This is a genomic window from Nonomuraea longispora, from assembly GCF_004348345.1.
Classification (GTDB): domain Bacteria; phylum Actinomycetota; class Actinomycetes; order Streptosporangiales; family Streptosporangiaceae; genus Nonomuraea; species Nonomuraea longispora.
In genome coordinates this window covers 1-25,422 of sequence record NZ_SMJZ01000134.1, presented here as the reverse complement: position 1 = coordinate 25,422, position 25,422 = coordinate 1, and the positions used below count along the sequence as shown (strand labels likewise).

Genomic DNA, 25,422 nt, shown 5'->3' with positions numbered 1-25,422 from the left:
CCGCAATCCGCTCCCCCCTCCGCACCTCCCCCCGTGATCGACGCACTCGAACGCGACCTCGGCCTGTCCGAGGACCAGGTCATGACGCGGCTGGCCAACGAGCAGCGCGCCGCGGCCACCGAGGCCACGCTCAGCAGCAAGCTCGGCGCCGACTCGTTCGGCGGCGCCTGGCTGAACGAGGACGCCTCCAAGCTCATGGTCGCGACCACCGACGCCGCCGAGAGCGCCGCCATCGAGGAGCAGGGCGCACAGCCCGTCGTCGTCAAGCGCACCCTGGCCGAGCTCGAGGGCGTCGTCCAGAAGATCGACCAGGCTCCGGAGCCCGCCAGGTCCGGTGCCGCCCTCTGGTACGTGGACGTCACCGCCAACAACGTCTCTGTCCAGGCGCCCACGGTGGAGGCCGCGCAGGCCCTTGTCGACGCCGCCGGCGTCGACAAGGAGGCGGTGAGCGCGTCGGCGACCGCCGAGCAGCCGAAGCCGTTCATCGACATCATCGGCGGCGCGGCCTACTACATCGGCTCCAGCCGGTGCAGCGTCGGCTTCTCCGTCACCCGCGGCAGCACCCCGGGCTTCGTCACGGCCGGCCACTGCGGCCGTGCCGGGGCGAGGACCAGCCAGCCGACCGGAACCTTCCAGGGCTCGTCGTTCCCGGGCAACGACTACGCCTGGGTCGCCGCGCCCGGCAACACCCCGCAGCCGTTGGTGCGCGGCTCCGGCGGCTCGTCGGTGACGGTCCGCGGCTCGTCGCAGGCCTCCGTCGGCTCGTCCATCTGCCGCTCCGGCTCGACCACCGGCTGGCGCTGCGGCACCATCCAGCAGCACAACGCCAGCGTCACCTACCCGCAGGGCACCGTCGGCGGCCTGACCCGCACCAGCGCCTGCGCCGAGCCCGGCGACTCGGGCGGCTCGTTCATCTCGGGCAACCAGGCCCAGGGCGTCACGTCCGGCGGTTCCGGCAACTGCCGGGTCGGCGGCACGACGTACCACCAGCCGGTCAACGAGATCCTGAGCACGTACGGGCTCACGCTCCGTACCGGCTGACCCTTCCATGAACACGCGCAGCGCGCCCGCCCGCCGGGCGCGCTGCGCCCTTTTGTGAGCCGCGGGAAAAACATCCGGGCGGCGCCGATGAGTTTCGGGCGGATGGCCGGTCTGTCCTGGTGGAAGGCACATCGACGACAGAGGAGGCGGCCATGAGACGACCCGTTCTCGACAGCATGCTGCTCGCGAGCACCGATCCGGACAGGCTGCGCGACTGGTACGCCGCGGCGCTGGAGCCCGAGGAGAAGACCGACGTCGGAGTGATCCGGGTGCTGAAGTACGGCGGGTTTCATCTGCTGATCGACACGCGGGCGGACATCGCCGACAAGAATGCCGAGCCCGGCAGAGTGATACTGAACTTCGACGTGGCCGATGCCCGCGCCGTGGTCGCCCGGATGGAAGGCCTGGGCGTTACGTGGCTGGCCGAACTGGAGGACCGCGACGGCAGCCTGTTCGCCACCGCGATCGATCCCGACGGCAACTATGTCCAGATCATCCAGCTCAGCGAGGCGCACCGCGCGGCAATGTGACAAGGGGGACGGTTACGGTGTTCGGCACGACAAAGGCGTACAGCGGTTTCTCCGTGAACGACATCGCGGCGGCGAAAGATTTCTACGGCAGCACGCTCGGGCTCCGGGTTTCCGAGGAGCACGGGCTGCTGACGCTGCACATCGAGGGCGGCAACGGCGTCCTGATCTATCCGAAGGGCGACGCCCACACGCCGGCCTCCTTCACGGTTCTCAACTTCCCTGTCGAGGACATTGACAAGGCGGTGGAGGAGCTCGGGGCGCGGGGGGTGCGTTTCGAGCGTTACGAGCACATGCCGACGGACGAGAAGGGGGTTCACCGCGCGGAGGGCCCGCCGATCGCCTGGTTCAAGGATCCGGCGGGTAACGTCCTGTCGGTCCTTCAGCACTAGGGGGCTCGCGCGAGGGCGCCGGATGGCGCCCTCCGGAAACAGCGGGGAAACACGCCGTCCGGTCCCCTGGACTGACCATGCTGACCTCTCCTGACGGCCTGTTCCGCGCCGGCCATTTCGCGCGGGCTCGCCGCGGTTACGCGGACGTCCTGCGCACCGACCCGGGCGATGCCCACGCCAACGCGCAGGTCGGCCGCATCGCCCTGCTGTCGAACGCGTTCGTCACCGCCGAGAAGTATCTGGCCAGGGCCGTGGAACTGACCCCTGGCGACGACGCGCTCAAGGAACTGCTGGCGGACTGCTACGCGCGCCAGAACAAGTTCGCCCGGGCCGTCCCGGTGCTGAGGGCGGCCGGGAGGGACGCGGTCGCCGAGCAGTACGCCGCCGCCGGCGACACCCCGTTCGCCCTGCGCGGCCCGCGCAGGACCGAGGTGGCCTTCCAGGAGCTGGACCCGCTGCCCGCCGTGGAGGCGTCGGTCAACGGGTCGGCGCCGATGAGGTTCCTGCTGGACACGGCGGCGGAGCCGGTCCTCACCATGGAGGCGGCCGAGCGGGCGCGGTTGCGCGCGGTGGCCTCCACCCGTGCGAGGGACGGCACAGAGACGCATCTCGGCGTCGTGAGGTCGTTCCAGCTGGGATCGATCGAGGCGCGCAACGTGCCCGTCGTCTGGCGGGACGTGGACCTGCCGGCGTCCGGAACCATCGGGATGATCGTCTTGTCCCGTTTCCTCACCACCTTCGACTACGTCCGCCGGACCCTCGTACTGCGCCGCAGGTCGCAGCTGCGGGCGCTCAAGGTGGAGGCGGCGCGGCACGACGCGGAGATCCTTCCGCTGTGGCTGGCCGGCGGGCGTTTCCCGTGCACGGTGGGCAGCGTCAACGGTCACGGACCGCGCCTGGTCTGCCTGTCCACGGGCGAGCCCGGCATCGGGGTGACCACCTCGGAGGAGCTGGCCACGCGCTGGGGCCTGGAGTTCGGCACGGCTCGAACGGGGAGCGGCGGCGCCCCGGGCCGCCCGATCGTCGCGGACGAGGTGGCGCTCGGCGGCGCGACGGTGCGCGGGATCCCGGGGATGGTGGGGCCGCTGCTCGACGACCGTCTCGGATTCGACACGATCGCGACCTTCGGCCACGAGTTCCTCAAGCGTTTCGCCCTCACGTTCGACTTCACCGGCATGAGCCTCTACGTCACGGGCCCACCCGTCACGACAGCGACTTCTGTTCCCTTATGAGTTTATAATCCCTTATATGGCAAAAGTCTCGTTCTATGCCTTTTGTGCATTTTGGGGCAAATGCAACTCCGGCATGCGCAATGACCTCCGACACTGGTAGTGGAGACCCGGGTCGCGTACCTGGGCACCTCGACGCCGTGCCAGGCCCGCCCGGTACGGCGCCACAGAACACGGGGGTACACAGTGAAACGTATGCTTCTCGCGGCGGCCTTGGCGCTGACCGCCTCCACGGCCGGAATGACCGGCGCATCCGCGCTCTCACCAACCCTCTCGTCACCGGCCCCCTCGCCGGATTCGTCACCCGGCACGTCACCGGACACCTCACCAGGGCCGGGCGGCGCCCCGATCGGCCCCGGTTGCTCCGCGCTCGAAAGCAGCCTGCCGAACATCGCCGACCAGACGGCCGGGTCCGCGCTCAGCGAGGTGCCGGACCTGTCCTCGCTGGACGAGGCCGTGCAGGAGGCGAATCTGGCCGACCGGCTCGACCAGGCCGAAGAGATCACGATCTTCGCGCCCGACAACAAGGCGTTCGAGGCCATCCCGCAGGATGCCCGCGACCAGCTCATGGGCGACAACGAGGAACTCACCAGAGTTCTGACCTACCACGTCGTGGAGGGCAAGAAGACGCCCGCCGACCTCCAGGAGGAGGGCACGTTGACGTCGCTGGAGGGCGGCGAGCTCACGGTCAAGGGCTCCGGCGAAGACCTGACGGTCAACGACGCGAAGGTGGTCTGCGGCAACATCCAGACGCAGAACGCCACCATCTACGTCATCGACAAGGTCCTCATGCCCGAGTGACCGCCACCACCGGATCCACGCCCCGGACCGGGCGCGATCGCCAGGCCACCACCCTCGTGACCGCGCCCCTCACCCGGGGCGTTTCCTGTCCCAAGTAGAGGGGCCACCGTCTCGCCTTGACAGAGAGGCCTCGCCGCGCGTTTGCGCTGTGACCGCAGCGTTAATAACAAGCGAAGGGTTGAAGATCACTCTTTGGGCCCACAGGAAAGCTATGCGAGTCTAAGACCAACAGACGGGAGGGCGATCTGTGGCGGATGCGTTCGACGCGGAGATCAGTGCGCTCGCGCGTGAGATCAATCAGCGGACAACCCGAATTCGCGAAGCGTACAGCGAGCTTTCCACCATGAAGCACACGACGTCTTCCGAGGACGGGATGGTGAGCGTGACCGTTGGCAGGCACGGTCAGGTGCGCCACATCGAGCTGAATCCCCGGGTGTATCGCACCCAGTCCCCCTCACAGCTGGCCGACGCGATCATGCAACAGATCAACAAAGCCACCGCCGCAGTCTCTGAGCAGAGCAAACAGCTGCTGCAACCCCTCCTCCCGGAGGACTTGCCACACGAGGAGATCTTCGGGCAACACGCCACACTCGACGCGTTCTTCCCCGGCCCCGTGGAGCCGTCCCCATGAGCGGCTACTCTGTCGAGTGGGCGGCGTTGCACCGCGAGGCCAGGGTCTACGACGAGCTCGAACGCAACGCGAAGGAAGCACGTGACGGCCTCCGCGCCGCCTTCGCCCGGGACAGGAACACGCTCGGCCACGACATGTACGGCGCCGAACTCGCCAGGAGCATGCCCGCGATCGAACGCGGCATCTTCGACGCCTTCAAGACCTACATCGACGAGCTCGAGCGCGTCGCCTCGGGCCTGAACGTCAACGCCCGCGCCTATGAGAGGGCCGAGCGGCCGCCCGGCGAACGCGGCTGACCGTCCGTGGGCTTCGACGGGTTCGCGGTGCCCGATTTCGCCAAGCCGTACGTCGGCTGGGTGGTCGGCATGGACTGGCCGGAGGGGGACGAGACGGGCTGCTTCCGGCTGGCCGACGCCTGCATGATCGCCGCGCACCGGCTCGTCGAGGGCACGGACGCCGAGCAGCCGGCAGGCAGCACCAAGATCGGTTCTGCCTGGGACGGGGAAGCCCACCTCGCCTTCGCCGCCCACGTCGAAGCGGTGACAGGCGGTCAGGTCGCCGCTGTGGTCAAGCACCTCGTGAACACCGCTGTCGCGCTCAACGGCGTCGGAGTGCAGATCCAGTACGCCAAGTACATGATCGAGGTCACCGTATGGCTGCTGATCGCACAACTGGCGTATCTGCTGGGAGCGGCACTGGCCAGCGGCGGGGCGAGTCTGGCGCTTATCCCGCCGCGTGTACAGCTCGCACGGATGACGGTCGCACAGATCGCCAAGCAGTGCCTGCGCAACATGGCGCTGTTCGCGGGGATCGTGCTCGGCATGGACCTGGGCGTCCAGATCCTGCAGATCGCACAGGGCCGCAGGGATGACATCGACGTCCAGCAGTTGGCGATCTCGGCGGTGAGCGGGGGCGCCATGGGCGGGCTCATGGGGTTGCTCTCCGGCGGGCTGAGCCGGCTTTCCACGTCGGCCCTGCGAGCCGGGCTGACCAGGGCCGAGATGTCCACGGCCGAGAAACTGCTGGCGGCGGCCAGTTCGTCGTTGTACGGACAGGCTGCGCAGTTCGCCCTGACCGGCGGCATCACAACCGCGGGCACCCTGTTGGCCCAGGGGCACTTCAGCTGGGACATGCTGGCCAAGGGCATCACGTCCAGCGCGCTGGGCGCCGACGGGCAATACATGGCCGCGGCAGCGCTACGCGGTCCGGACGGCTCGCCCTCCCCTCCTCCGGCCGCTCCGTCCGGAAACCCTCCGCCGTCCGGACGATCCCCGTCCGGCCCGGACCCCGGGTCGGCAGCGCCCGCGCCGCGCGCGCCCGACACCGGCGGTGAACCGAGCCTGGCTGCGGCGGCGAACCACAACGAGCGGACCACCACGAACGCGTCGGCCGGGGCTGACCTGCAGGCTGTTTGGAAGAGCTCTGACATGCTGCTCCAGCAGGGACAGGTATCCGGGTCTCGTCCGGCAGCCGGCCCGGAGGCGCCTCAGCCGGTGGTGAACGCTCCTTCGTCGTCCCTGCCCGACGGTTCGCCAGTGTGGAATAACGCGTCCACACGGCACGCGGGCGGCGAGTCGGCCCGGCCGGACGGCCCGGTGGTCTGGAAGGACAAGCCCGAGATCCATCCGCCTCCCAAGATCCATCCGCCGCGCTGGGCCGAGATCGGCGCTTTAGGCGAAACGGCCGTGCACGACGTCAAGGTCCCGGCAAACCCGAAGGCGGCGGCCGAGGCTCTGGCCGACGGCATCGCGGGTGTCACCGTACGGGAACGAGCCGCGATCAGCGACTGGCTCACGCAGGCGCTTTCCGGCAGCAATCGTGACACATGGACAGACCTCCTCCAAAGGGGCGCGACGCTCGACGTCAAAGACAAGGTGATCTATCTCAAGCTGACGCCGAACGAGTTGACCCACGTGGAACACCCGAGCCTGCCGCCCGAGAAGCCGGTCGCGTTCGGCGGGGACGGTGTTGAGGGCAAATCCTTCCAGGCCTCTTCGCTGGAGCGGACCGGAGGGCTGGTTCGCGCGCTGAACCACTCGTCGGACGAAGCCGAGGCGAGCGCCCTGCCTCGTACGGGCATCAGCAGCACATTGCGCACGACGCACACGAACGCCGTCGAAATCATCAGCGGCCACAAGCCCATTTCCGCGAACCACCGCTATTTTGTCGCGGACATCTCCCTGGACGTCTACCGCAACGGTGAGAAGGTCACAGAAACGGCAGCGGTCCCCGAATTGTCCGTGACGCTCCCCTTTCCCGAGCAGTTCACCCGCGAAGGGCCGCTCCTGGCCGCCGATCACCCACCGGCGCTGCCTCGCCACGAGGTCCCGGCGGGAGCCGAGCACAAGTTCCGTTCTCACGGGATCGCCATCACCGGGATGGACTGCACTCCTCTGGTGCTGGAGGTGCAGCGCCGGGCGTTGTCGCAGGGCGTACCCGCGAGCGAGGTGGTCAGGATCACCGAGCACCTCACGTCCACCGTGCTCAGCGAACAGGGGATGAAGAACCGCAGTCAGTCGTTGTTGTCGAGCGGGGTCTCCTCTGAGGCGTTCCGGTACAAAAGCTCCGCGCTGCGGTCAGCGGAGGACTCCATCGAGGTCACCAGCCGGATTTCGCGGATTGAGCCCGTTGACGGAAGCGAGCGGCCACCGATCGAGACGATGTTCCGAGACGACATGGGGCGGCGCGACAGCGAAGGGACATCACATCGGCAGGGCGCGAGCGTCAACGTTCACGCGGGCGGGAAGATCGGTCTCGGTTTCGGCGACAGGGCGGAGGTCATCGGACGGGCCATTGGCGGCTTCGGCTTCGGATCGGACCATGTGACGACCGCTCACCGAGCACACGGCAACCACACCGTCCTGACCAGGACAGGTGACGTCACCATGTACGACGCCCACATGCTGGTGCGGGTCGAGACCGAGAAGCTGGGCGCCTTCGAGGTAGAGGTGAAGGCCGAGCTGGCCATACCGGCTTGCGACGCGCCCCGGATGGAGCAGAACATCTTCGGCCACGATCTTCGGCCGCAAGGGGAATTCAACGACATCCGGCAGAAACTCGCCGATCTCCACCGGGAGATGGACGACGTACGGGCGGAGTTCGTCCGCAGTGAACCGTTCGGTGAACGTCCGGCCGGGGGCGAGCATCCGAACCGTGGCTACGACCCGCACGTGCTGGAGCCGGAGGCGCTCGCGGCCGGGCGGGGGACAGGCCTGGGCAGCGGCATCCGCGTCCACTCGGAGGCACTCCTCAGCTCGGAGATCCGCCAGGCCGTCGATCGGGCGGTGCCCGACCTTCCCCCGGAGATCAGGCGGCAGATCATGCGCGACATCGAGAGCCGATTCGGGGGTGTTGCGCTGGAAGCCGACCTGACCCACGCCCTGCACGGGATCAGGTACGACAAGACGATCGGCGGCTGCACCTTCGAGATCCTGGCCGAGGGCACGCTCGGCCGGCGCCACGAGGTCGGCTCGGCCGACATGACGGCGAACGAGCGCAGGATCACGTCAGGGACCGACACCAGCCAGCGGGAGACCTCTGCGGGAGGTCGTGCGGAAGTGCGCGGTGTCGTCCGCCTCGAGGCGAACGAAGGACTCAAGATCGACGCGGCGAACCTGTCTCTGACCGGGAGCGGCACGAAGGCGGAGACCGTCGGCGTCTCCGCCGGCCACACGAGATACGACCGCACGGAGACCAGCGGGGGCTTCACCATCACGCGGGACCTCTCCTTCGACGTCAGGATGCGGCTCTCGCGAGACGGCACAGAGGTGACGAACACATCGTGGGAGGTGCACGGCAGCAAGGCGGAGATTTTCGTACCGAACACTCATGTGCCGGAGTCTCCAGTGCTCGGGCAGGACGTCGCGCATCTGGGCCGCATCGAGTCGTCAAGCGAGCCGCCCGCCGATGTGTTCGCTCACGACGACCGGCTGCACGCCACCGTCCGCCTGGGCGCCATGCCTGATCTGCCCCAGACGGTGGCCAAGGTTTGCGCCGACTGGGCAGGCCTGCCGGTGCCCGGGGAGCGTCTTGACGTGCCGCCGGTGTTCGAAACGGCTACCGACGTGATCAAGCTGGAAACCATGATCACATCCCATCCCGACGGCCTGCACTACACGGTGTCCGACCGAGGGGAATGGCGTCACGATGTGCATGTGAAGGCCGACGTGGCCGGGTTGCGCCACGTCAAGTCGGAGACCGGGGTGGAGCACGAGATCTACTCCAACAGCAACTCGCGGATGGCGGACAGCGAGCGCAGCAGGCAGGCCCTGGGCGGACACGCCAGGGCCGGTGCGCGCGTCGCCTTCGGCCGCGACGGCGAACACGGCGGCGAGACGCCAGGTCACACGAGAGGCAACGAGGAAAGCGGAGGAACCGAGCGAAAGATCGTGGCACGAGCGGGGATGCACGCCGCCGCGAAGCGGATGACCCTGGAAAGCTCCTACGTGGGCGGCAGCGACGTCGCCAGGGTCACCTACTCGGACCAGAGCACCTCGCACTGGTATCGAGGAGACCTCGTCCTGGAGCTCACGCCGACCAGAACCAACGGGGAAACGGTCGAACGTGGCCCGACCACGTACGTTCGGGTGGAAGAGATCACGGACGTCGTCCTTCCCGACGAGGTGGCGCGCCGTCACGGATTGGCAGGCCCGGAGGCCGCAGAGCCCGCCCAGCAGGCAGGGGCCACAACCCGCGCCTATTCCGCGCCCGAGGCGGCGATGAGCACGGCCTCCGTTCAGCATCTCGACGCGCGGGCCGTACTCCCGAAGATCCTGGAGACGCTCCGCGGCGAACACCTGCTCCTCACTGGCCAGGAGCTCACGAACCACCCGGTGGCCGAGCATTTGCGCGGCCACTACGGCCAGCACGCGCTCGCCACGAAATTGGGGGAACTACGCGGAAACGGGGTGTCCTCCTGGATGTTCGCCACGGATGTCCACGGCCGCGTCACCGAACGCGTGGGCATCCGGGTCACGGCCGAGATCGGTGACGGCGTACACGTCGGTGAGCGTCCTGACACCGGTCTCATGCTCCGCAGCGAGCGCCTCAACGGCGACCTGACCCTGCGCGAGGCCGGGTCCGACCACGGCGCGGAGGCGCTCGCGCGCTACACCAAGTCCTCGGACGGCCGTCTCGAGGGAGTGGAAGCGGCATACGCCAATCACCACGACTCCCACGCCGTGGACGCTCGCGGAACGAATACGAAAGACATCAATCGTTATCAGACGCGCGAGGCCCCGCAGGAGTTCAAGCACCCGGTCACGTACGAGATCACAATCGAGCGCTCCCAGGTCCGCCCTATCCTGGAGCCCATGCAGGGCGTGGCCAGAAACATGCTGCTCAAGGTGGGTGAGGTGACCGGACACGACGGAGCCGTGACGCTCTTCGACAAGCGTGTCGGGGTCACGGCGACATCCAGGGCGGTCGCGGACGGCGATCTCGGCCTGCTCGTGCCGGGGCATCTCACCACGGAGGTTCCGCACGGCACCACGGTTAAGGCGGGTACACCGGTCTTCGCCGCGAACCCACGATGGGCGGAGCCGGCGGGGCCCAACACGATGGCCACCACGCTCGGGAACGGGGTGCCCAAGGGGGCCGTCAGCCAGGTCGCCTTCCCCGCCGCCACAGTGGTGGAACAGTGGGCGCCGGTGGCCGCGGTGCCTCCAAAGCTCCGCGAGGAGGTGCCCTCGCTGGACAACCGGCCCAACGGATTCGAGCTGTCTCGCCCGGCCGGCATCTCCCTCGCCGAGGCCGCCAAGGAAAGAACCATGCGAGCCCATGTGGAGCAGTTGCTCGCGCACGACTATGAGATCCCAGGCGTCGGCAAGGTGGGGATCGACGTCAACGGGGCCCACGAGATCACGAACGCGCTCGTCAAGCAGCGCGTCTACGCGCAGACCATGAGCACCACCGGGCACGGGCATGGGCAGGGCCGGGGCCAGGCCTTCCGGGGAGGCGGGTCCGCCGGATCGACCGGCGAAGGAAGCCTCGGCTACGGCGGTATTGGCGGCAGCACGAAGACTGGAGACGAAGCCGCCTCGCGGAACGCCAATATCATCGAGCGTAACTTTCTGGAGGAGCAGCACGAGAACACGTATCTGGAACTGGACATCTCCGTCGTGCTCTACGGCAAGGGCGAGCCGCTGGTGTTAGACGTCGACAAGGGCCTCTACCTCAGGCTCACCCCGGAAGGGCTCGCCGAGTTCGACGCCGCGCATCCCGGCGCCATCGCGCGCTGACCCTCGGGATGGGCATGAGGAACGTGCCGCGCTAGTCCGCGAACGCCCAACCCGACCATCGGCTCACGTCCACCAGGATCACCGGCCCGTGTGGTCGTCGCTCGCGATACTGCGCGTACTTGGATGCCAGGTCGTCCAGCGCCCCATCGCGATCCGGCCCGCCGGACACGACGCGGGCCCGGCCGTCGGCCCGCACCCACCACAGCCGCGCCCAGTCCTCGTCGTCGTAACGATCGGCCAGGAGGCAGACGGAGGGGTTCTCCTCGATGTTGCGCAGCCGCCGCAGGCGGGTGGTCGACTTCGGCTTGTGGTCGACGGCGATCACGACACCGTCACCCGACACGGCGAACGTGACGGGCACCAGATGGGGCACGCCACGGCCGTCCGCCGTGCCGAGACGGGCGACCCGCTCGCCGGCGAACAGGTCACGGGCCCGCTCGCGGTCCATGCCGTCACCCCTTGCGGGCTACGTGCCCGCGGGCAGCCGGGTGAATCCCGCCCGGTAGGCAGTGGGGGTGAGCCCGACCAGGTTGACCATGTGCTTGCGGAGGGAGTCGGCGCCGCCCAACCCGCTCTGCGCCGCCACCTGGCCCATGGGCAGCCGGGTGGTCTCCAGCAACTCCCTGGCGCGGTCGATGCGCCGGAGCAGCAGCCACTGGAGCGGGCTCGTCCCGGTCTCGGCGTGGAAGCGCCTGGTCAGGGTCCGCACGCTCATGCTCGCGTGCGCGGCCAGGTCGGCCAGGCTGAGCGGGCGGTCGAGGCGCTCAAGGGCCCAGGCCCGGGTGGCGGCGAGGGAGGTGCCGCGTTCGGCGGGCAGCGGGGTCTCGATGTACTGGGACTGGCCGCCGGGCCGTACGGGAGAGACGACCGCGAGCCGCGCGGCCGTGTTGGCGACCGCCGCGCCGTAGTCGAGCCTGACCAGGTGCAGGCACAGGTCGATGGCGGCCGCCGCGCCCGCCGAGGTGTAGATGCCGCCGTCCTCCACGAAGAGCCGGTCGGGCTGGACGTCGACCTCCGTGAAGCGGGCGGCGAGGTCGCCGGCCAGGCCCCAGTGGGTGGTGGCGCGGCGCCCGTCCAGCAGATCGGCCTGGGCCAGGACGAACGCACCCGTGCACAGGGAGGCGATGCGCGCGCCGCCGTCCGCGGCCTTGCGCAGCGCGGCGAGCGTCTCCGGAGGAGCCTGCTCGCCGCCGCTGCCGACGGCGATCACCGTGTCGGCCCAGTCGACCCTGTCCAGTCCGTACGGCACCACGATGTCCGGACCTCCGACGGTCGGCATCGTGCCCGGACGTGCCGTACAGATGCGTACGTCATAGTGCGGAACGCTGTTGAACACCATGAGCGGGATCGAGACGTCGAAGCTCAACACAGGGGACACGACGACCACCGCGATGCGATGCATGGCCAGATCCTCCGGATAGACGGCGCTCCGGCCACTATGTCATGAGGTCGCGCGTCGGCATCGTGGTGGCCATGACCTTTCATGTGATCGTGGGTCGCGGGGCCACCGCGACGAGGACCGCCCTCCAGCTGGCCGGCGACGGCGAGCGCGTACGGATGATCAGCCGCTCCGGCGGAGGACCCGAGCACCCGCTCGTCGAGAGGGTCGCCGCGGACGCCACCGACACCGACCGGATCACCCGGCTGACGGAAGGGGCGCGCACCCTGTTCACCACCGCCGCGCCGGCCTACCACTTGTGGCCGGAGCAGTTCCCGATCCTGTCAGCGTCCCTGCTGACCGCGGTCGAGCGCGCCGGGGCCGCGTACGTCATGCTCGGCAACCTCTACGGCTACGGGCCGGTGGACCGGCCGGTCGAACCCGGCTTCCCGCTGGCCGCCACCGGGCCCAAGGGCCGGGCCAGAGCCCGGGTGTGGGAGGAGGCCGTCGCCTCGGGAGTGAGGGTGACCGAGGTGCGGGCCGCCCAGTTCTACGGCGCGGGCGCCTTCTCCGTGTTCAGCCTCATGGTGCAGCGCCAGGTTCTCGAAGGCCGGCTCGCCCTCGTGCCGCAGGAGCTCGACGTGCCGCACAGCTACTCGGCGATCGGCGACACCGCGCGCACGCTGGTCGCAGCCTGCCGCGACGAGCGGGCGTACGGGCGGGCGTGGCACGTGCCCGCCTCGACCCTGTCCGCCCGCGAGCTGGCCGGCCGGCTCGCACGGCTCGCCGGTGCGCCGGAACCGCGCATGGAACAGCTGACCGAACGCGACCTGACCCTGCTCGCGCTGGACAACCCGTTCTGGGGGGAGATGCATGAAGTCCTGATCAAGCCCGGCCATCCGTTCGTCGTCGACTACTCCGACACGGAGAAGATCCTCGGGGTGGGCGTCACACCGGTCGACGACGTCCTGCGGGAAGTGATCTGACGTCCGCCGTACTAGTCTGATCGCTGAGCGAGCCGGACGGAGGCGGGCGAAGATGGGCGAGACCGATCCGCACATCCACGTCGACCGGCAGGTGCTGCGGGCCGGGGCCGACTTCCGCAATGTGCTCGCCTCGATGCTGGGCCGCGCGCCCGACGCGCCGGGCACCGTCACCACCGGCTGCGGCATCCGGGCGCCCTACGCGATGACCTCACCCCATCCCGGGAGCGTCACGTGCCTCGCCTGCCGGGAACACGCCCACCGGGAGCTCATACGCTTCGCCGACCTGGTGGAGCGCCTGGACGGGATGCCCGGCTCCCCCTTCACCGGCGCCCAGGCCGCCCAGGCCGCGCGGTGGGCCCGCGACCGCGCGCGCGAGTTCGCCGGCTAGGCCGCGCCCTGTAGGCCGCGCCGACTAGGTTGGGCCGACTAGGTTGGACCGACTAGGTTGGGCCGAGGAACCGCAGGAGCTCCTGCGCGGTGTCGTACGGGTTGTCCTCGGGCAGGAAGTGGCCCGCCTCGGGGATCATGGTCAGGCGGGCGCCGGGGATCGCGGCGGCGAGACGGGCGGCGGTGGCCGGGGGGAGCCACCGGTCGTGCTCACCCCACAACACCTGTGTCGGAACGGTGATCTCGGACAGCCGGGCCTCCAGATCGCGGGTGTCGTCGTCGCCCACGGCCACGACCTGATCGATCCAGCGCCGCTGCCCGGCGGCCCCGTCCCATGGGGCCAGGTAGGCGCCGGCGACGGCCTCGGACATGGGCCGGTGGGTGGCGGTGCCCAGCCGCGGCCGGATGATGTCGGCGAAAACCTGCTCGGGCATGGTGCGGTAGACGTCGGCGTGGGCCCGCATGTGACGGGTGAACGGGGTCAGCCACGAGCCGAGGACGGCGGCGTCGAGCAGCGCGATACGGCGGGCGGGCACCCCGTGCACCAGGTGGGCCCGCAGCACGGTGGCCCCGCCTATGTCGTGCCCGACCAGGGCGGGGGCGCCGAGATCCCAGTGCCTGACGAGCTCGGCGAGCGTGCGGGCCTGCCGGTCGATCGACGGTACGGCGCCCTGGGCCAGCCGGGAGTCGCCGTACCCGAGCAGGTCCCACACATGGACGGCGTGCTCGCGTGCCAGGACGGGAACGACCTCGCGCCACAGGAAGGACGAGGCCGGGGTGCCGTGGACGAGGATCGCGGGCGGCCCCTGGCCGAAGACGTCGACGGCGACCTCGCCACCGGTCACGCGGACCCGGTGACGAAGCTGCCATGCGGTGTGCGTGCTCATGCTCACCTCTCGTGTAAGGGGTATAGTTACCTTATCCCGGTTACAGTAGGAGAGGTAAGGCTTGAAGGCAACTTTTACCGGTTACGTGTGGGCGGCCGGGGTGGCGACCGACCTGGTCAACACCTCACCGGAGGTGCAGAGCGCCGGTGAGATGCTGCCCGACCCGGCCGCGCTCGCGCGGTTCCTGGCCGAACACGACCTTCACTCCGACAGCCGCACCCCGTCCCACGACGACCTCGGCCAGGTGCTCGCCCTCCGCCAGGAGGTCCGCGCCATCCTCGAATCGACCGACGAGGACCACGTCGCCGAGCAGGCCGGCGCGCTCGTCCGAAGGGCGGGCGTCGGTCCCGGCCTCCACCGCGACGCCGGCGGCAGGTGGGAGTGGCACGTCGTGACCGCCCCTGAGGCCTCCCTCGCCGACGAACTGGCCGTACTCATCGGGGTGGGCCTCCTGGCCGTCCTGAGGACCCTGAGCCGTGACCGCTTCCGCCACTGCGCTTCCCCCGCGTGCAACGGCATGTTCGTCGACACGAGCCGCGCGGGCCGGCGCCGCTACTGCATGCCCGACCTCTGCGGCAACCGGGTCAACGTCGCCAACCACCGCGCCCGCCGCCCCACCTCCGGGCAAGGGGGTTCCTAGGGCCGGCCCCGGCTCCGCCCAGGGGGCCCGTCAGCGCCCAGGATGTGGTTGCGGGTCTCAGGTGGCTTTTCGTCGCGGTGAGGCCCGTACGGTGATCCGGACGCCCCGAGCCGGTACGCCGCGAAAGGGAATGTCGGCGGGACAGGTGCCGGCACGCGGGCCAAATGATTCACTCATGAGAATCGTGACCCAGCAAGCGGAGGCTCACGCGGCCCTGGCCCACGACGTAGAGCGGCACGTCGGCCTATGCACGCGGCGTTCGTCGTTCGCTGGGAACCCGGACGATCGCTGATCTCAGCGGTCGGGGTCCACGGTCAGCGCGACTTCGATCTCGTCTCCGGCGCTGCGGCCGGTGTTCTCGCGGGTCTCGGCGTTGAAGGACACGAGGTAGCGGCCGCCCATGACGCCGATCGTGGTCTCGTCGGTGTAGCCGCCGTCGATCGTGACGATGACCGGCACGCGCTTGCCCCGCCCTCACTGACGTTCAGGGTTCGAGGGCCCCGAGGTCTTCCGGGCGCAGGCTCAGTGCCTGCGTGATGGCCATGACGTCCTGGTATTCGCGCCAGTGCAGGATCTTGCCGTCGCGGACGCGCAGGATCGCGATGAAGGCGGCGGATGCGGCGAGGCCGGTGGTGGTGACTGTTCCGGTGAACTCGTACTCCACGACGAGGACTTCGGGGTCGGCGGTTTCGCGGGTGGCGATCTCGCGGAACTTCTCGAATCGGAACGGCAGCGGCCTGCTCGCGTAGAACTCCAGCCAGGTCTCGCGGCCTTCGTAGCGTCGCATTCCCGGTGGGGAGAACGGAGTCTCGACGACAATGTCGTCGGCCAGGAGCTCGGCGGGGAGCAGGGTCGGGTCGTCCTCGCGGAGCACGGCCTCCTGCATCCGCCGGTAGACCTCGAGGGGAGTCGCGTGGGACATGTGGTGCCTCCTGAAGTAACCTGAGTGTTGCTCGACTTCACAATAGTGAGTGCGACTCACTTTAGCAAGGAGGCACCTATGGCCCCTGCGGACCGCGAGAGCGAGCGGCCCGTTCGAGCCGACGCGCGGCGGAACCGCGCGCGGATTCTGGAGGCGGCCGAAGCGGTGTTCGCCGAGCAGGGCGCGTCCGCCGCGACCGATGCCGTCGCCGAGCGCGCCGGGGTCGCGATCGGCACGGTCTTCCGGCACTTCCCGACGAAGCCGGACCTGCTCAGGGCCGTGGTGATGAGCCTGCAGGATCGGATCGTCGCCGAGGCCGACGCGATGGTGCGCGACCAGGACGCCGTCACGGCCCTCTTCGAGTTCTGCTCGCTCATCATGTCGGCCGGGGTCACTCACCGGGACGTCTTCGAGCGACTGGCCGAGACCGGCGTTCAGGCCCGCGTCTCCGATGCCTTGGCGCGCTTGCGCTCTGCCGTCGACGTTCTGCTCGAACGGGCTCGCGACGGCCGCGCTGTCCGCGCTGACCTGAGCACCGACGAGCTGATCGCGCTGCTCGCCGCGGTGTGCCAGGAGGCGATCGCCGACGACTGGAGCGAGGAGTTCCGCCGCCGCGCGCTCGATCTCCTCTTCGACGGCATACGGCCCCCGGGAAGCCGCTAGGGTCCCTCGCAGAACGCAGCCGTGGGTGAGAATTCCGCGTCGACGGTGTCGCCGTTCACCGTCCGAGTCGGCCGTCGAGCCAGGTGCGTAGATCGTCGAGTGCCGCCACGGGCGTCGCGTGGCCGGTGACGTCATGAGGCGCGGAGGGGTGGACGCGCAGGTCGGCATCGACGCCGGCTGCGGATAGCTGCGCAGCCATCGCGAGGTTGTCGCGCCAGGACGTCCTCTCCTCCGACGACGATCAGCACCGGTGGGAGGTTGGCCAGTTCGGCGTAGATCGGGGAGAGCCTGCGGCGGGCTACTCGGGCGGACAGCGTTAGGTTGCGCTCTTCAGCGTTCAGGAGGCGCGTGACCGCAGATCCGCCCGGACCCGCTGATGTATGTGCGTTATCAGCTTGAACAGGTCCGGGCAGTACACCGACGGGTTGAGGTACCCGGTGTCCTCGCGGTAGCGGTGGGCGTAGTAACCGCCGCCGCACACCCTCGCCACCGGACAGCTCACACAGGTGTCGCACAGCGCGGCCGCCCCTGCCTGACGTGCCGCCATGCCCGGGTGCTCCAGTGCCCGGTCGAAGGGATGGTCGAAGACGTTCGTCCCGGTCCCGGCCGCACCCTCGTACCCCGACTTCAGCGTGTCCACCTGCTCGATGGTCCCGTCGGTCTCCACCACGACCAGGACGTTCGGCGCCAGCCCCACGGAGTCCACCCTGCTCTGCCCACCGAGCACCAGCTGGATGATCGACTCGAAGAACCGCACGCCCGTCTCCTGCCGGGGCGCGCCGTACCAGCGCTCGAACACGGCGATCAGCCAGTCCGCGTACGGCGTCGCATCCGCTCCGGCCGCGCGCAGTGGTGGCGGCGCGGACCAGGTGCCGTCCGGCAGCAGGAAGTCGACGACCGGCGGCTCGAACTCCAGCAGCGACTCGTACACCTCCACCGGATCGTTCGCCACATCGACCACGCAGTACAGATGCGAGAACAACTCCCGGTACGGCTCGGCCCGCAGCCGCCGCAGCCCGGCGGTCACCTCGGCGTGGCTTCCACGGCCGCCGGCGTGACGGCGGTGCCTGTCATGCGCCCGCGCACCCCCATCGAGGCTGACGCCGACCGCGATGCCCTCGGCCAGCAGTACGTCCAGCACCTCGCCGGTCAGCAGCGTGCCGTTCGTCTGCAGCCGGAAGCTGAGCTGGGTTCCGGACGGGAGCGCGGCGCGGACGCTGCGTGCGGCATGGGCGACGGCTTCGCGCCCGGCCAGCAGCGGCTCGCCGCCGTGGAAGACGACGTTGACGTACTCGACGCCATGCGTGACCACATGCTCCGCGATGCGGAAGGCGGCGCGCTCCACCGTGGCCGGGTCCATTTTCCGCGGACGGTCCCGCCACGACTGGTCGGCCATCTCGTAGACGTAGCAGTAGTCGCAGGCCAGGTTGCACCAGCCGTGCAGCTTGAGCGAGAACTGCTGGAACGGCGCCGGTCGCCAGGCCCCGCTGTCGCGGGCGGCCACGCTCCACTCCTCGGTGGGCCACATCATGAGGGTCCCTTCGGCGCTGGACGGGCGCGGTGGTCGGCCGCGCCCGCTCCCTTCCGGACTTAGCGGTTGTGCCTGCCGGCCAGGATCTTGGCCTCGGGCTCGGCCGTCGCGCGGATGGCCAGGGCGTTGTCCAGGACGGATGAGGCGGTCGAGACGACTTCGGCCGCGGTCTCGGTCGCGGCCTGCGCGATCAGCGGCGCCTGCGGGGCGAGCGCGAGCGACGCCGCGGCTGCCAGCGCAGCCACGATCCGCGTGTTCTGACTCTCGGCGTGCGTAGCGTCCATAAGAATCCTCCTTTGTCGGAACGACTGTCGGTTCTGCAGATCAACACCACACGATGGCTGGACACTCGTGGACAGGTCCTCGGCGGCTCGCGGGAAGCGCCCTACTGCACAGTTCCTTCCTTTGAGGGGTTCCAGGGGCGGCGAGCATGATCCAAGACTGGCGGGCCCGTTCCGGCTACGCATCCGTCACATGACTGGACATCGATCCTGAGCGCCCGCTTCTGAGCCCGGGTCACGAGCCCGAGCGACGCCAGGCCCGCTCCTCGGCGTCACGGCTCCCCCGGCGGGTTCGGCGCGCGGGCCGAGGCCGGGTGTCACATTTCTCGGCCTGGGCGAGTCGATTGTCATGAACGGCGATCATGAACGGCGATACGGAGAGACGTGACAGATGACCGAGCAGCATGCGTGGCCTGCCCAGCGCAGGGACCGGGTGAGGGGTGATCTCGGCCGAGTCGCCGTCCCCTCCACTCCGTCCGCACGGGCCTGTCCCCGAGGTGGATGCTCATTCGTCAACCGCATGTGAGCTGAGCGGGCTCGACGACCTTTCGGGACTCCCTGTGGCTGAAATCTGCGGAAGAAGTACGGAGAGGGCTGTCATCGACGAGGTGCTGGCTCGCGCGCGCGCCGGCGACAGCGGGGTCGTGGTGGTGCGGGGCGAGGCGGGAATCGGTAAGACGGCGCTGCTGGAGTACGCCGCGGCCGGCGCCGCCGCAGACATGCGGGTGCTGCGCGGTACGGGCGTCGAATCGGAGACGAAACTGCCGTTCTCGGGACTGCATCTGCTGCTCGCTCCCGTGCTGCACCTTCGGAACAAGCTCCCAGGGCCGCAGTCCGAGGCGTTGGGCGCGGCGTTCGGTCTGGTCGACCAGGCCAGGAGTGACCGGTTCCTGCTCGGGCTGGCCACCCTGTCGCTGCTGGGCGAGGTGGCGGCGGCGGAACCCCTGCTCGTGCTGGTCGATGACACGCAATGGCTGGACCGGTGCTCGGCTGCGGTGCTGTCGTGGGTTGCGCGCCGGTTGCGCGCCGAGGGCGTCGCGTTGCTTTTCGCCGTACGAGACGGGTACCCGACGCCCGCGGAGGGCGTACCGGACGTACGGGACCTGCGACTGACGGCCCTGGACCGGGGCTCCAGCGCCATGCTGCTGGGGGACCTGGCCGGTCACGTCAAAGACCACCTTCTGGCCGAGGCTCAGGGCAACCCGCTCGCCCTGCTGGAACTCTCGGCCGCGCTCACGCCCGAGCAGCGTGCCGGTGAACTGCCCGGCGCCACGTTCCACCTCCACCACGGCCCTATGTCCGGGCAACTGGAATCGGCCTTCGCCCAGCGGGTCAGAGCGCTGCCCGAGCGAACCCGATCGCTGCTGCTCGCCGCAGCAGCTGACGACAGCGGCGATCTGCACCTCGTGCTCACGGCGGGCCGGCGGTTGGGCGCCGACGTCGCCGACCTGGAGCCGGCCGAGGACGACCGGATGGTCCACATCTGCGGTGACCGGTTGAGATTCACCCACCCGCTCTTCCGCGCCGCCGCCTACCGTTCGTCCTCGCTCCAGGCCCGCCTGGCCGCTCATGCCGCGCTGGCGGAGGCGTTCGGGGAGAGCGGCATGGCCGACCGAAGCGCGTGGCACCGCGCCGCCGCCGTACACGGCGCGGACGAGAGCGTGGCCGCGGAGATGGAACGCACCGCCGAGAACGCCCGCGCCAGGGGCGGTCACGCAGCGGTGGCCACCGCGTATCACCGAGCCGCTCAGCTCACATCCGACCTGGGGAAGCGCGCCCGGCGCCTGGACGCGGCGGCACAGGCCGCACTCGATGCGGGGATGACCTCCTTCGCGACCCACCTGGCCGATCGTGCCTGGCCGATCGCGCGCGACCCGACGGTCCGCGCCGGCCTGGCGATGGTCCGCGCGGCCATCGCCCAGGAGCAGGACTTGCGGGCCCGGCCGGAGGAGACGGTCGAGGCGGCCGCCGGGCTCGCGAAGCAGGCTCCTGACACCGCCGCCACCATGCTCCTCTTCGCACTGATCAGCGTCTGGAGCGGTGGCGAGCCGTACCAGATGCCGCAGCTCGCCGCCAGTACGGCCATCGTGCCCCGCTCTTCACCCATGCTGGCCGATGTCACCGCGGCGATCGCTCACCTCGCCGACGAGCGATGGGCGCAGGCCGTCCCCCACATCAGATCGCTCGTCCACGAGATCTCCAGCACCGCGAACCTGGCCACCTGGCAGCGCATCACCGTGCAGTGGTGGTTCCTGTGGCTCGCCGACATCCACGCGGCCCAGGAGGGCGCGGTGGTCCTGGCCGACCGATGCCAGGCCCAGGGCAACATCGGTCTGCTGCCCCGCGCCCTGCTGCATCTGGCGCGCACCCAGTTGCTCCTGGGCCGGCACCGGGACGTGCTGTCCACCAGCGAGGAGGGCCTGCGTGTCGCAGCCCACACCGAACAGCCCCATTTCGTCGGCCACCACGCCGGACTGCTGGCCTGCGTGGCGGCGATCGAGGGCGACCAGGCGCGGTGTGCCGAGTTGACCGAGGACATCCTCGCCGATGGTGTGAGCGAGCGCGGCATCGAATGCGTGTATGCACGCGCGCTGCTGGACCTGGGGCACGGACAGTACGAGGCGGTGCTGCGCCGCCTCACGCGGGTGCCCCAGGCTCTGATGCGTCACCATCCGGCCATCGATCACAGCCTCGGCACCGCCACTCTCGTGGAGGCTGCGGTCCGTCAGGGCCACCCCACCCTCGCCGTAGCCCCTCTCGCCCGGCTGCGGCGATGGGCACACGCTACGGGCCAGCCGTGGACCGTGGCCATCGCGGCACGATGTCAGGCCCAGCTTGCCGACGGCGAGGAGGCCGAACGGCACTACGAGCAGGCCATACGCCTGCACCGGCAGGACGATGCCTACCCCTTCGAAGCGGCCCGCACCCATCTGCTCTACGGTGAGTTCCTGCGCCGCAGGCGGCAGCGCAACAGGGCTCGCCCGCTTCTGCGGTCCGCGCTCGACACCTTCGAACAACTCGGCGCGGCCCCCTGGATCGACCGCGTCCGCGCCGAACTGCGCGCCACCGGCGAGACCTCCCAGCCCACGGAGCGGACGTCTGGGCTGCTGGACCGGCTCACCTCGCAGGAGCTGCAGGTCGTCAGGCTGGCCGCGGCCGGGCTCAGCAACGCCGGCATCGCGGCCCGCTTGTATCTCAGCCCTCGTACCGTCGGGTATCACCTGTACAAGGCCTATCCCAAACTCGGCATCAGCTCGCGCAACGACCTGGCCCGCATGGACCTCGGCCCGGACGACCCCGACAGCTCCGGTCTGAGCTAGCATCCGCCGATGTCCCACCTCGTCGCGGCTTTCGCGGGTGTGCGTGACTGCCCTGACAGCGCTGGTCCTCGCCCGCCGCCGTCTGGCGTCGAGGAGCACAGCCGCCGGCGCGGCAACCGCACCAGCCACCAAGGCGATCACGACGCCCGCGGGATGCAGGCTGCCGGGCTGGGCTTCCTGATGAGCCACCACACCCGCCGCGGCGGCGAGAACGAGGAACGCGTTGCGGATCAGATGCCGGACGCCCAGCGGCGACGCCGTGGCGCCGAAGCATCGGCAAGGGGTCCGGGCGCCGGTGCGGATCACCTGACCGATCGCCGCGCAGAAGGCCAGGAGCACGGCGCCGGCCAGCACGGACCGGCCGGCGCCGTCCCTTCGGCCAGCAGCAGTACGACGACGCTCGCCTCAGCGGCAACGACAGCCGCGCCGACGGCGACCGTCGCCGGTCGGCCAGGCGATTGATGGAACGAAGCATGGGGGTTCTTCATTCAAGCCGACGTCATCACGACGCCGGCAGCCGATGGGCGTGCATCACCTTCGTGTGCGAAGGGGCGATTGATCTTGCCCGTATCGACCGCAAACCTAACTGTCGTGCCGCCCGGAGAACAGGCACCTCATCAAAACCCAGTCACCTGTCATATACGACACTTCTGACTGATCAGGGGCGTGGTTCCCGAATGGCAGCACGATGCGGCGGCGAGCCACGCCGCATCCGGTTCGTGCAGGAGATCTCGGCCACTCGCATCACGGCCACGGACCGCTACACGCACGTGGCCGCACTCCAGCCGGCCGGCGTGTGGACGATGTCCTGTGGAACGGCTCTGACAGGCGACTGCAACCCTGATGTCCGCAGGGACGGAGAAGGCCCTCACCCCGAGAACGGGTGAGGGCCTTTTCATGTGCGGAGGATCGGGGATTTGAACCCCGGATGGTGTTGCCACCAAACCGCATTAGCAGTGCGGCGCCATAGACCTGACTAGGCGAATCCTCCTGGAAGCCATCGCGGCTCAGCACAGCGTACCGGCCTTCCGGCGAGGCGGCAAAGCGATTCCTCGTCCGGCTTCGCCAAGAGTTATCAACAGGCTGTGGGTAACTGTCTGTGGATGAAGCCCGTCCACAGCGTGGACGGGCTTCGGGGTTGTGGATAACCGTAACGCAGGCTCGGGTCAGGCAGGGTTGGCTTCGCCCTCGATCTCGATCTTGACCTTCTTGCCCACGAGCACCCCGCCCGTCTCCAGGGTCTGGTTCCAGGTCAGGCCGAAGTCCTCACGGTCGATCTCCGTGGTGATAGAGAAGCCCCAGACGGCCTGGCCCCACGGGTTCGTGCCGACTCCGCCGTACTCGACCTTGAGTTCGACCTCCTTGGTGACGTCGCGGATGGTCAGGTCGCCGGCGACGGTGAACTCGTCGTCCTTGTGCCCGAGGACGCGGGTGGTCCTGAAGGTGATTTCCGGGTACTTCTCGACGGACAGGAAGTCGTCGCCGCGAAGGTGGCCGTCGCGGTCGGCGACGCCCGTGGAGATGCTCTCGGTCTTGATGGTGAGCTCTGCGGACGACTCCAGCGGGTTGTCGGCGATCGTGACCGAGCCGCGGAAGGAGTCGAACGTGCCGCGGACCTTGCTGACCATCATGTGCTTGACCACGAACCCGACGTTGGTGTGTGCGGCGTCAAGGGTGTAGGTGCCGACGGCGGGGATGGTCAGGGACTCCCAGGTGCGAGTGGTCATCGAAGGGTCTCCTTGGAAGGGGTTCGGTGCAGTTAGGTGCGACAACAAATATCTACACGAGGAATATTCCGATCGTCAACTACCGTCGGATAGGCTGTGGGTGTGCTGAATTTCGACGACTCCCGGTTGACGGCCATCGGACTGCTGAGCGAGGTGCACGCCGGCCTGATGGCCCGGTTCCAGCCTGTGATGACCGCCGCGGGGTTGTCCGAGATCGACTTCGAGACCCTCATCCGGCTGGCTCGTTCGCCCCGGCAGCGGCTGCGGATGAGCGACCTCGCCGCCCAGACCGGGCTGTCCACCAGCGGCGTGACCCGGGTCGTCGACCGGCTCGAACGCGAAGAGCTGGTGCGCCGCGAGGCGTGCCACACCGACCGCAGGGCCTCCTACGCGGTGCTGACCGACGCCGGGCGCGAGCGGCTGGAGGTCGTGGTGCCGCAGCACCTCCAGGACATCGACGACTGCCTCACCGGGCTGCTGAGCACGTCCGAGCTGGAGGCGTTCCTCGGCAGCCTGCGCAAGATCAGGGACGTCGTACGCCCGTGCGCCACCGCAGGCGCACAGGAGGCGGAGGCGCGGCTCTCATCGTGACGGCAGCAGCGCGCTGCGCAGTTTGGCCATCGCCCGCGACACCGTGCTCTTGACCGTGCCGACGCTGATGCCCAGCGTCCTGGCGATCTCCGGCTCGGTCATGTCCTCGAAGTAGCGCAGCACGATCGCCGCCCGCATCCGCTCGGGCAGTTCCTCCAGCGCCTGTTCGAGCTGCTCGTGAACCTCGCCGCCGCCGACCGCCTCGTGCGTGGGGGTCTCGGGCAAATCGGCCGAGGGATACTCCTCCAGTTTGCGGCGCCGCCACTGCGAGATGTTGATGTTCACCATGGCGCGTCGTACGTAACCGTCGAGCGCCCCTCTGTCCTCGATCCTGTCCCAGGCGAGGTACGTCTTGGTGAGCGCGTTCTGCAGCAGGTCCTCGGCGTCCAGCGGATGCCCGGTGAGCTGGTTGGCGGCACGCAGCAGGGCCGGCCCGCGGGCCAGCACGTACTCGCGGAACTCGTCTTCCCAGCTGGTGGTCTGCATCGTGGCCAGAATCGCAGCCCGATGCCCTATTGGGCCTGAACCGGAATTCAGGTTTCGGCCCGCCCACGACAAAGGTCCGTCAAGGTCGGTGGCGGTTTGTACGCCGCCGGGTGTCTAGTCACTTCCCCGAGGTTGCGTATTTTGCTCTTGTCTGCCCCGGTACGGTGTATGCCACCCCCAAGTCGTGTGAATCTAGTACCCGACGAGGGAGGAGCGATGGGGTATCCGAGCGTTGAGCGCCGCCGGGTGCTCGCCGCCGCCGTACTGGGCCGCGCGCCGGATCCCGCTCCGGACGACGCGGACCCTTTACGCGCCGTCGCCGGCGAGATCCTGGACGTCAGTCCGCACCTGATCATCATCGAGACCCCCGACGGCGCCGAGGAACGGCTCGTGATCGCGCCGTGGGCCACCGCGTGGCACGGAAAGGACGCGGCGCCGACCGACCTTCCCGTGGGTTCCATGGTCCTGATGCGCGCCCTGCGCGAAGGGCGCGTGGTCGAGCGGATCTGGGCCGACGCCACGCGCATCACGGGAACGATCCTGTCCGTCCAGGGACGCAGGGACCTGACGGTCGAGCTCGACTGCGGGCCGCACCGCGGCCACCGCACGATCACGATCCCCTACCGTGCCTCAGGACGCCTGCAGGTACGGCATCCCAAGTTCGAGCCCGGTTACCTGTTCGACGCCATCGGCGTCAGGCAGGACGGCGGGAGCCTGGCGCTGCTGCCCGCCACCTCCCAGCCCCCCTACCTCGCACGGGCCG

The 25,422-nt window shown here is 69.3% G+C and carries 24 protein-coding genes, 1 tRNA gene and 2 pseudogenes; 15 read left to right on the top strand and 12 right to left on the bottom strand.

Annotation, left to right across the window (positions count from 1 at the left end; genetic code table 11):
- The 8 genes from E1267_RS29345 to E1267_RS29310 form a co-directional block, all read left to right on the top strand.
- Positions 1-1,041 (top strand): S1 family peptidase (locus E1267_RS29345; RefSeq protein WP_246064333.1); only part of this gene is annotated, 1,041 nt, incomplete at its 5' end.
- A gap of 152 nt (positions 1,042-1,193) precedes the next feature.
- The gene (locus tag E1267_RS29340; protein ID WP_132337093.1) at positions 1,194-1,571 is read left to right on the top strand and encodes a VOC family protein; all 378 of its coding nucleotides are present in this window, start codon (positions 1,194-1,196) and stop codon (positions 1,569-1,571) included.
- A 53-nt stretch (positions 1,572-1,624) separates the two neighbouring features.
- The gene (locus E1267_RS29335) at positions 1,625-1,960 is read left to right on the top strand and encodes a VOC family protein (protein WP_342774905.1); all 336 of its coding nucleotides are present in this window, start codon (positions 1,625-1,627) and stop codon (positions 1,958-1,960) included.
- Between the two features lie 77 nt (positions 1,961-2,037).
- A complete protein-coding gene (locus tag E1267_RS29330; RefSeq protein ID WP_132337089.1) occupies positions 2,038-3,192 on the top strand; it encodes an aspartyl protease family protein in 1,155 nt (384 codons plus the stop codon).
- 192 nt (positions 3,193-3,384) lie between these two features.
- Positions 3,385-3,990: a fasciclin domain-containing protein gene (locus tag E1267_RS29325; protein WP_132337087.1), complete on the top strand. Its 606-nt coding sequence runs from the start codon at positions 3,385-3,387 to the stop codon at positions 3,988-3,990.
- A 247-nt stretch (positions 3,991-4,237) separates the two neighbouring features.
- Positions 4,238-4,621 (top strand): YbaB/EbfC family nucleoid-associated protein, encoded by a 384-nt coding sequence (locus E1267_RS29320; protein WP_246064332.1) that lies wholly within the window; start codon positions 4,238-4,240, stop codon positions 4,619-4,621.
- On the top strand, positions 4,618-4,917 hold the full coding sequence (locus E1267_RS29315) for a hypothetical protein (RefSeq protein ID WP_132337085.1): 300 nt from the start codon (positions 4,618-4,620) through the stop codon (positions 4,915-4,917). The genes E1267_RS29320 and E1267_RS29315 overlap by 4 nt, the downstream gene beginning before the upstream one ends.
- Positions 4,918-4,923: 6 nt before the next feature.
- The gene (locus E1267_RS29310; protein WP_132337083.1) at positions 4,924-10,860 is read left to right on the top strand and encodes a WXG100-like domain-containing protein; all 5,937 of its coding nucleotides are present in this window, start codon (positions 4,924-4,926) and stop codon (positions 10,858-10,860) included.
- Positions 10,861-10,891: 31 nt separating this feature from the next.
- On the opposite strand, the gene E1267_RS29305 is transcribed toward E1267_RS29310, so the two are convergent.
- Entirely contained in the window at positions 10,892-11,308 is a 417-nt protein-coding gene (locus E1267_RS29305; RefSeq protein ID WP_132337081.1) for a TIGR03668 family PPOX class F420-dependent oxidoreductase, read from the bottom strand.
- Between the two features lie 18 nt (positions 11,309-11,326).
- Positions 11,327-12,262, bottom strand: coding sequence for a GlxA family transcriptional regulator (locus tag E1267_RS29300; protein ID WP_132337079.1), 936 nt, complete (start codon positions 12,260-12,262; stop codon positions 11,327-11,329).
- A 71-nt stretch (positions 12,263-12,333) separates the two neighbouring features.
- Here E1267_RS29300 and E1267_RS29295 point away from each other — a divergent pair, with 71 nt between their 5' ends.
- Complete coding sequence (locus tag E1267_RS29295) at positions 12,334-13,224, top strand: Rossmann-fold NAD(P)-binding domain-containing protein (RefSeq protein WP_220449732.1); 891 nt, start codon at positions 12,334-12,336, stop codon at positions 13,222-13,224.
- Positions 13,225-13,276: 52 nt separating this feature from the next.
- A complete protein-coding gene (locus tag E1267_RS29290; protein ID WP_132337077.1) occupies positions 13,277-13,612 on the top strand; it encodes a hypothetical protein in 336 nt (111 codons plus the stop codon).
- Positions 13,613-13,664: 52 nt separating this feature from the next.
- Here the strand turns inward: E1267_RS29290 and E1267_RS29285 are convergent, their stop codons facing one another.
- Positions 13,665-14,498, bottom strand: coding sequence for an alpha/beta fold hydrolase (locus E1267_RS29285; protein WP_132337075.1), 834 nt, complete (start codon positions 14,496-14,498; stop codon positions 13,665-13,667).
- Between the two features lie 61 nt (positions 14,499-14,559).
- On the opposite strand from E1267_RS29285, the gene E1267_RS29280 reads away from it, so the two are divergent.
- On the top strand, positions 14,560-15,138 hold the full coding sequence (locus tag E1267_RS29280; protein WP_165959862.1) for a CGNR zinc finger domain-containing protein: 579 nt from the start codon (positions 14,560-14,562) through the stop codon (positions 15,136-15,138).
- 294 nt (positions 15,139-15,432) lie between these two features.
- Here the strand turns inward: E1267_RS29280 and E1267_RS29275 are convergent, their stop codons facing one another.
- Positions 15,433-15,597, bottom strand: a complete 165-nt coding sequence (locus tag E1267_RS29275) for a DUF1905 domain-containing protein (protein WP_132337073.1) — start codon at positions 15,595-15,597, stop codon at positions 15,433-15,435.
- Positions 15,598-15,622: 25 nt separating this feature from the next.
- A complete protein-coding gene (locus E1267_RS29270; protein WP_220449731.1) occupies positions 15,623-16,060 on the bottom strand; it encodes a nuclear transport factor 2 family protein in 438 nt (145 codons plus the stop codon).
- A gap of 78 nt (positions 16,061-16,138) precedes the next feature.
- Here E1267_RS29270 and E1267_RS29265 point away from each other — a divergent pair, with 78 nt between their 5' ends.
- Positions 16,139-16,723: a TetR/AcrR family transcriptional regulator gene (locus E1267_RS29265; protein ID WP_132337071.1), complete on the top strand. Its 585-nt coding sequence runs from the start codon at positions 16,139-16,141 to the stop codon at positions 16,721-16,723.
- A 55-nt stretch (positions 16,724-16,778) separates the two neighbouring features.
- Here the strand turns inward: E1267_RS29265 and E1267_RS44700 are convergent, their stop codons facing one another.
- From E1267_RS44700 to E1267_RS29255, 3 genes are all read right to left on the bottom strand, one after another.
- The gene (locus E1267_RS44700; protein WP_165959861.1) at positions 16,779-16,922 is read right to left on the bottom strand and encodes a hypothetical protein; all 144 of its coding nucleotides are present in this window, start codon (positions 16,920-16,922) and stop codon (positions 16,779-16,781) included.
- A gap of 138 nt (positions 16,923-17,060) precedes the next feature.
- The gene (locus E1267_RS29260) at positions 17,061-18,254 is read right to left on the bottom strand and encodes an FxsB family cyclophane-forming radical SAM/SPASM peptide maturase (RefSeq protein ID WP_132337069.1); all 1,194 of its coding nucleotides are present in this window, start codon (positions 18,252-18,254) and stop codon (positions 17,061-17,063) included.
- A gap of 59 nt (positions 18,255-18,313) precedes the next feature.
- A complete protein-coding gene (locus E1267_RS29255; protein ID WP_132337067.1) occupies positions 18,314-18,538 on the bottom strand; it encodes a hypothetical protein in 225 nt (74 codons plus the stop codon).
- A 437-nt stretch (positions 18,539-18,975) separates the two neighbouring features.
- Between E1267_RS29255 and E1267_RS29250 the strand changes: the two genes are divergently transcribed.
- Entirely contained in the window at positions 18,976-21,855 is a 2,880-nt protein-coding gene (locus E1267_RS29250; protein ID WP_132337065.1) for a helix-turn-helix transcriptional regulator, read from the top strand.
- Between the two features lie 246 nt (positions 21,856-22,101).
- Here E1267_RS29250 and E1267_RS48070 read toward each other — a convergent pair.
- The 3 genes and pseudogenes from E1267_RS48070 to E1267_RS29235 all read right to left on the bottom strand — a co-directional run.
- Positions 22,102-22,161, bottom strand: a pseudogene (locus E1267_RS48070) (hypothetical protein); the annotation flags it as partial.
- Positions 22,162-22,757: 596 nt separating this feature from the next.
- Positions 22,758-22,846, bottom strand: a tRNA-Ser gene (locus E1267_RS29240).
- 175 nt (positions 22,847-23,021) lie between these two features.
- The gene (locus tag E1267_RS29235) at positions 23,022-23,582 is read right to left on the bottom strand and encodes a YceI family protein (protein ID WP_132337061.1); all 561 of its coding nucleotides are present in this window, start codon (positions 23,580-23,582) and stop codon (positions 23,022-23,024) included.
- 102 nt (positions 23,583-23,684) lie between these two features.
- Here E1267_RS29235 and E1267_RS29230 point away from each other — a divergent pair, with 102 nt between their 5' ends.
- Positions 23,685-24,173, top strand: a complete 489-nt coding sequence (locus E1267_RS29230; RefSeq protein ID WP_246064331.1) for a MarR family winged helix-turn-helix transcriptional regulator — start codon at positions 23,685-23,687, stop codon at positions 24,171-24,173.
- On the opposite strand, the gene E1267_RS29225 is transcribed toward E1267_RS29230, so the two are convergent.
- Positions 24,165-24,659, bottom strand: a complete 495-nt coding sequence (locus tag E1267_RS29225) for a SigE family RNA polymerase sigma factor (protein WP_132337059.1) — start codon at positions 24,657-24,659, stop codon at positions 24,165-24,167. The genes E1267_RS29230 and E1267_RS29225 overlap by 9 nt on opposite strands.
- 216 nt (positions 24,660-24,875) lie before the next feature.
- On the opposite strand from E1267_RS29225, the pseudogene E1267_RS29220 reads away from it, so the two are divergent.
- A pseudogene (locus E1267_RS29220) lies at positions 24,876-25,422 on the top strand (hypothetical protein); the annotation flags it as partial.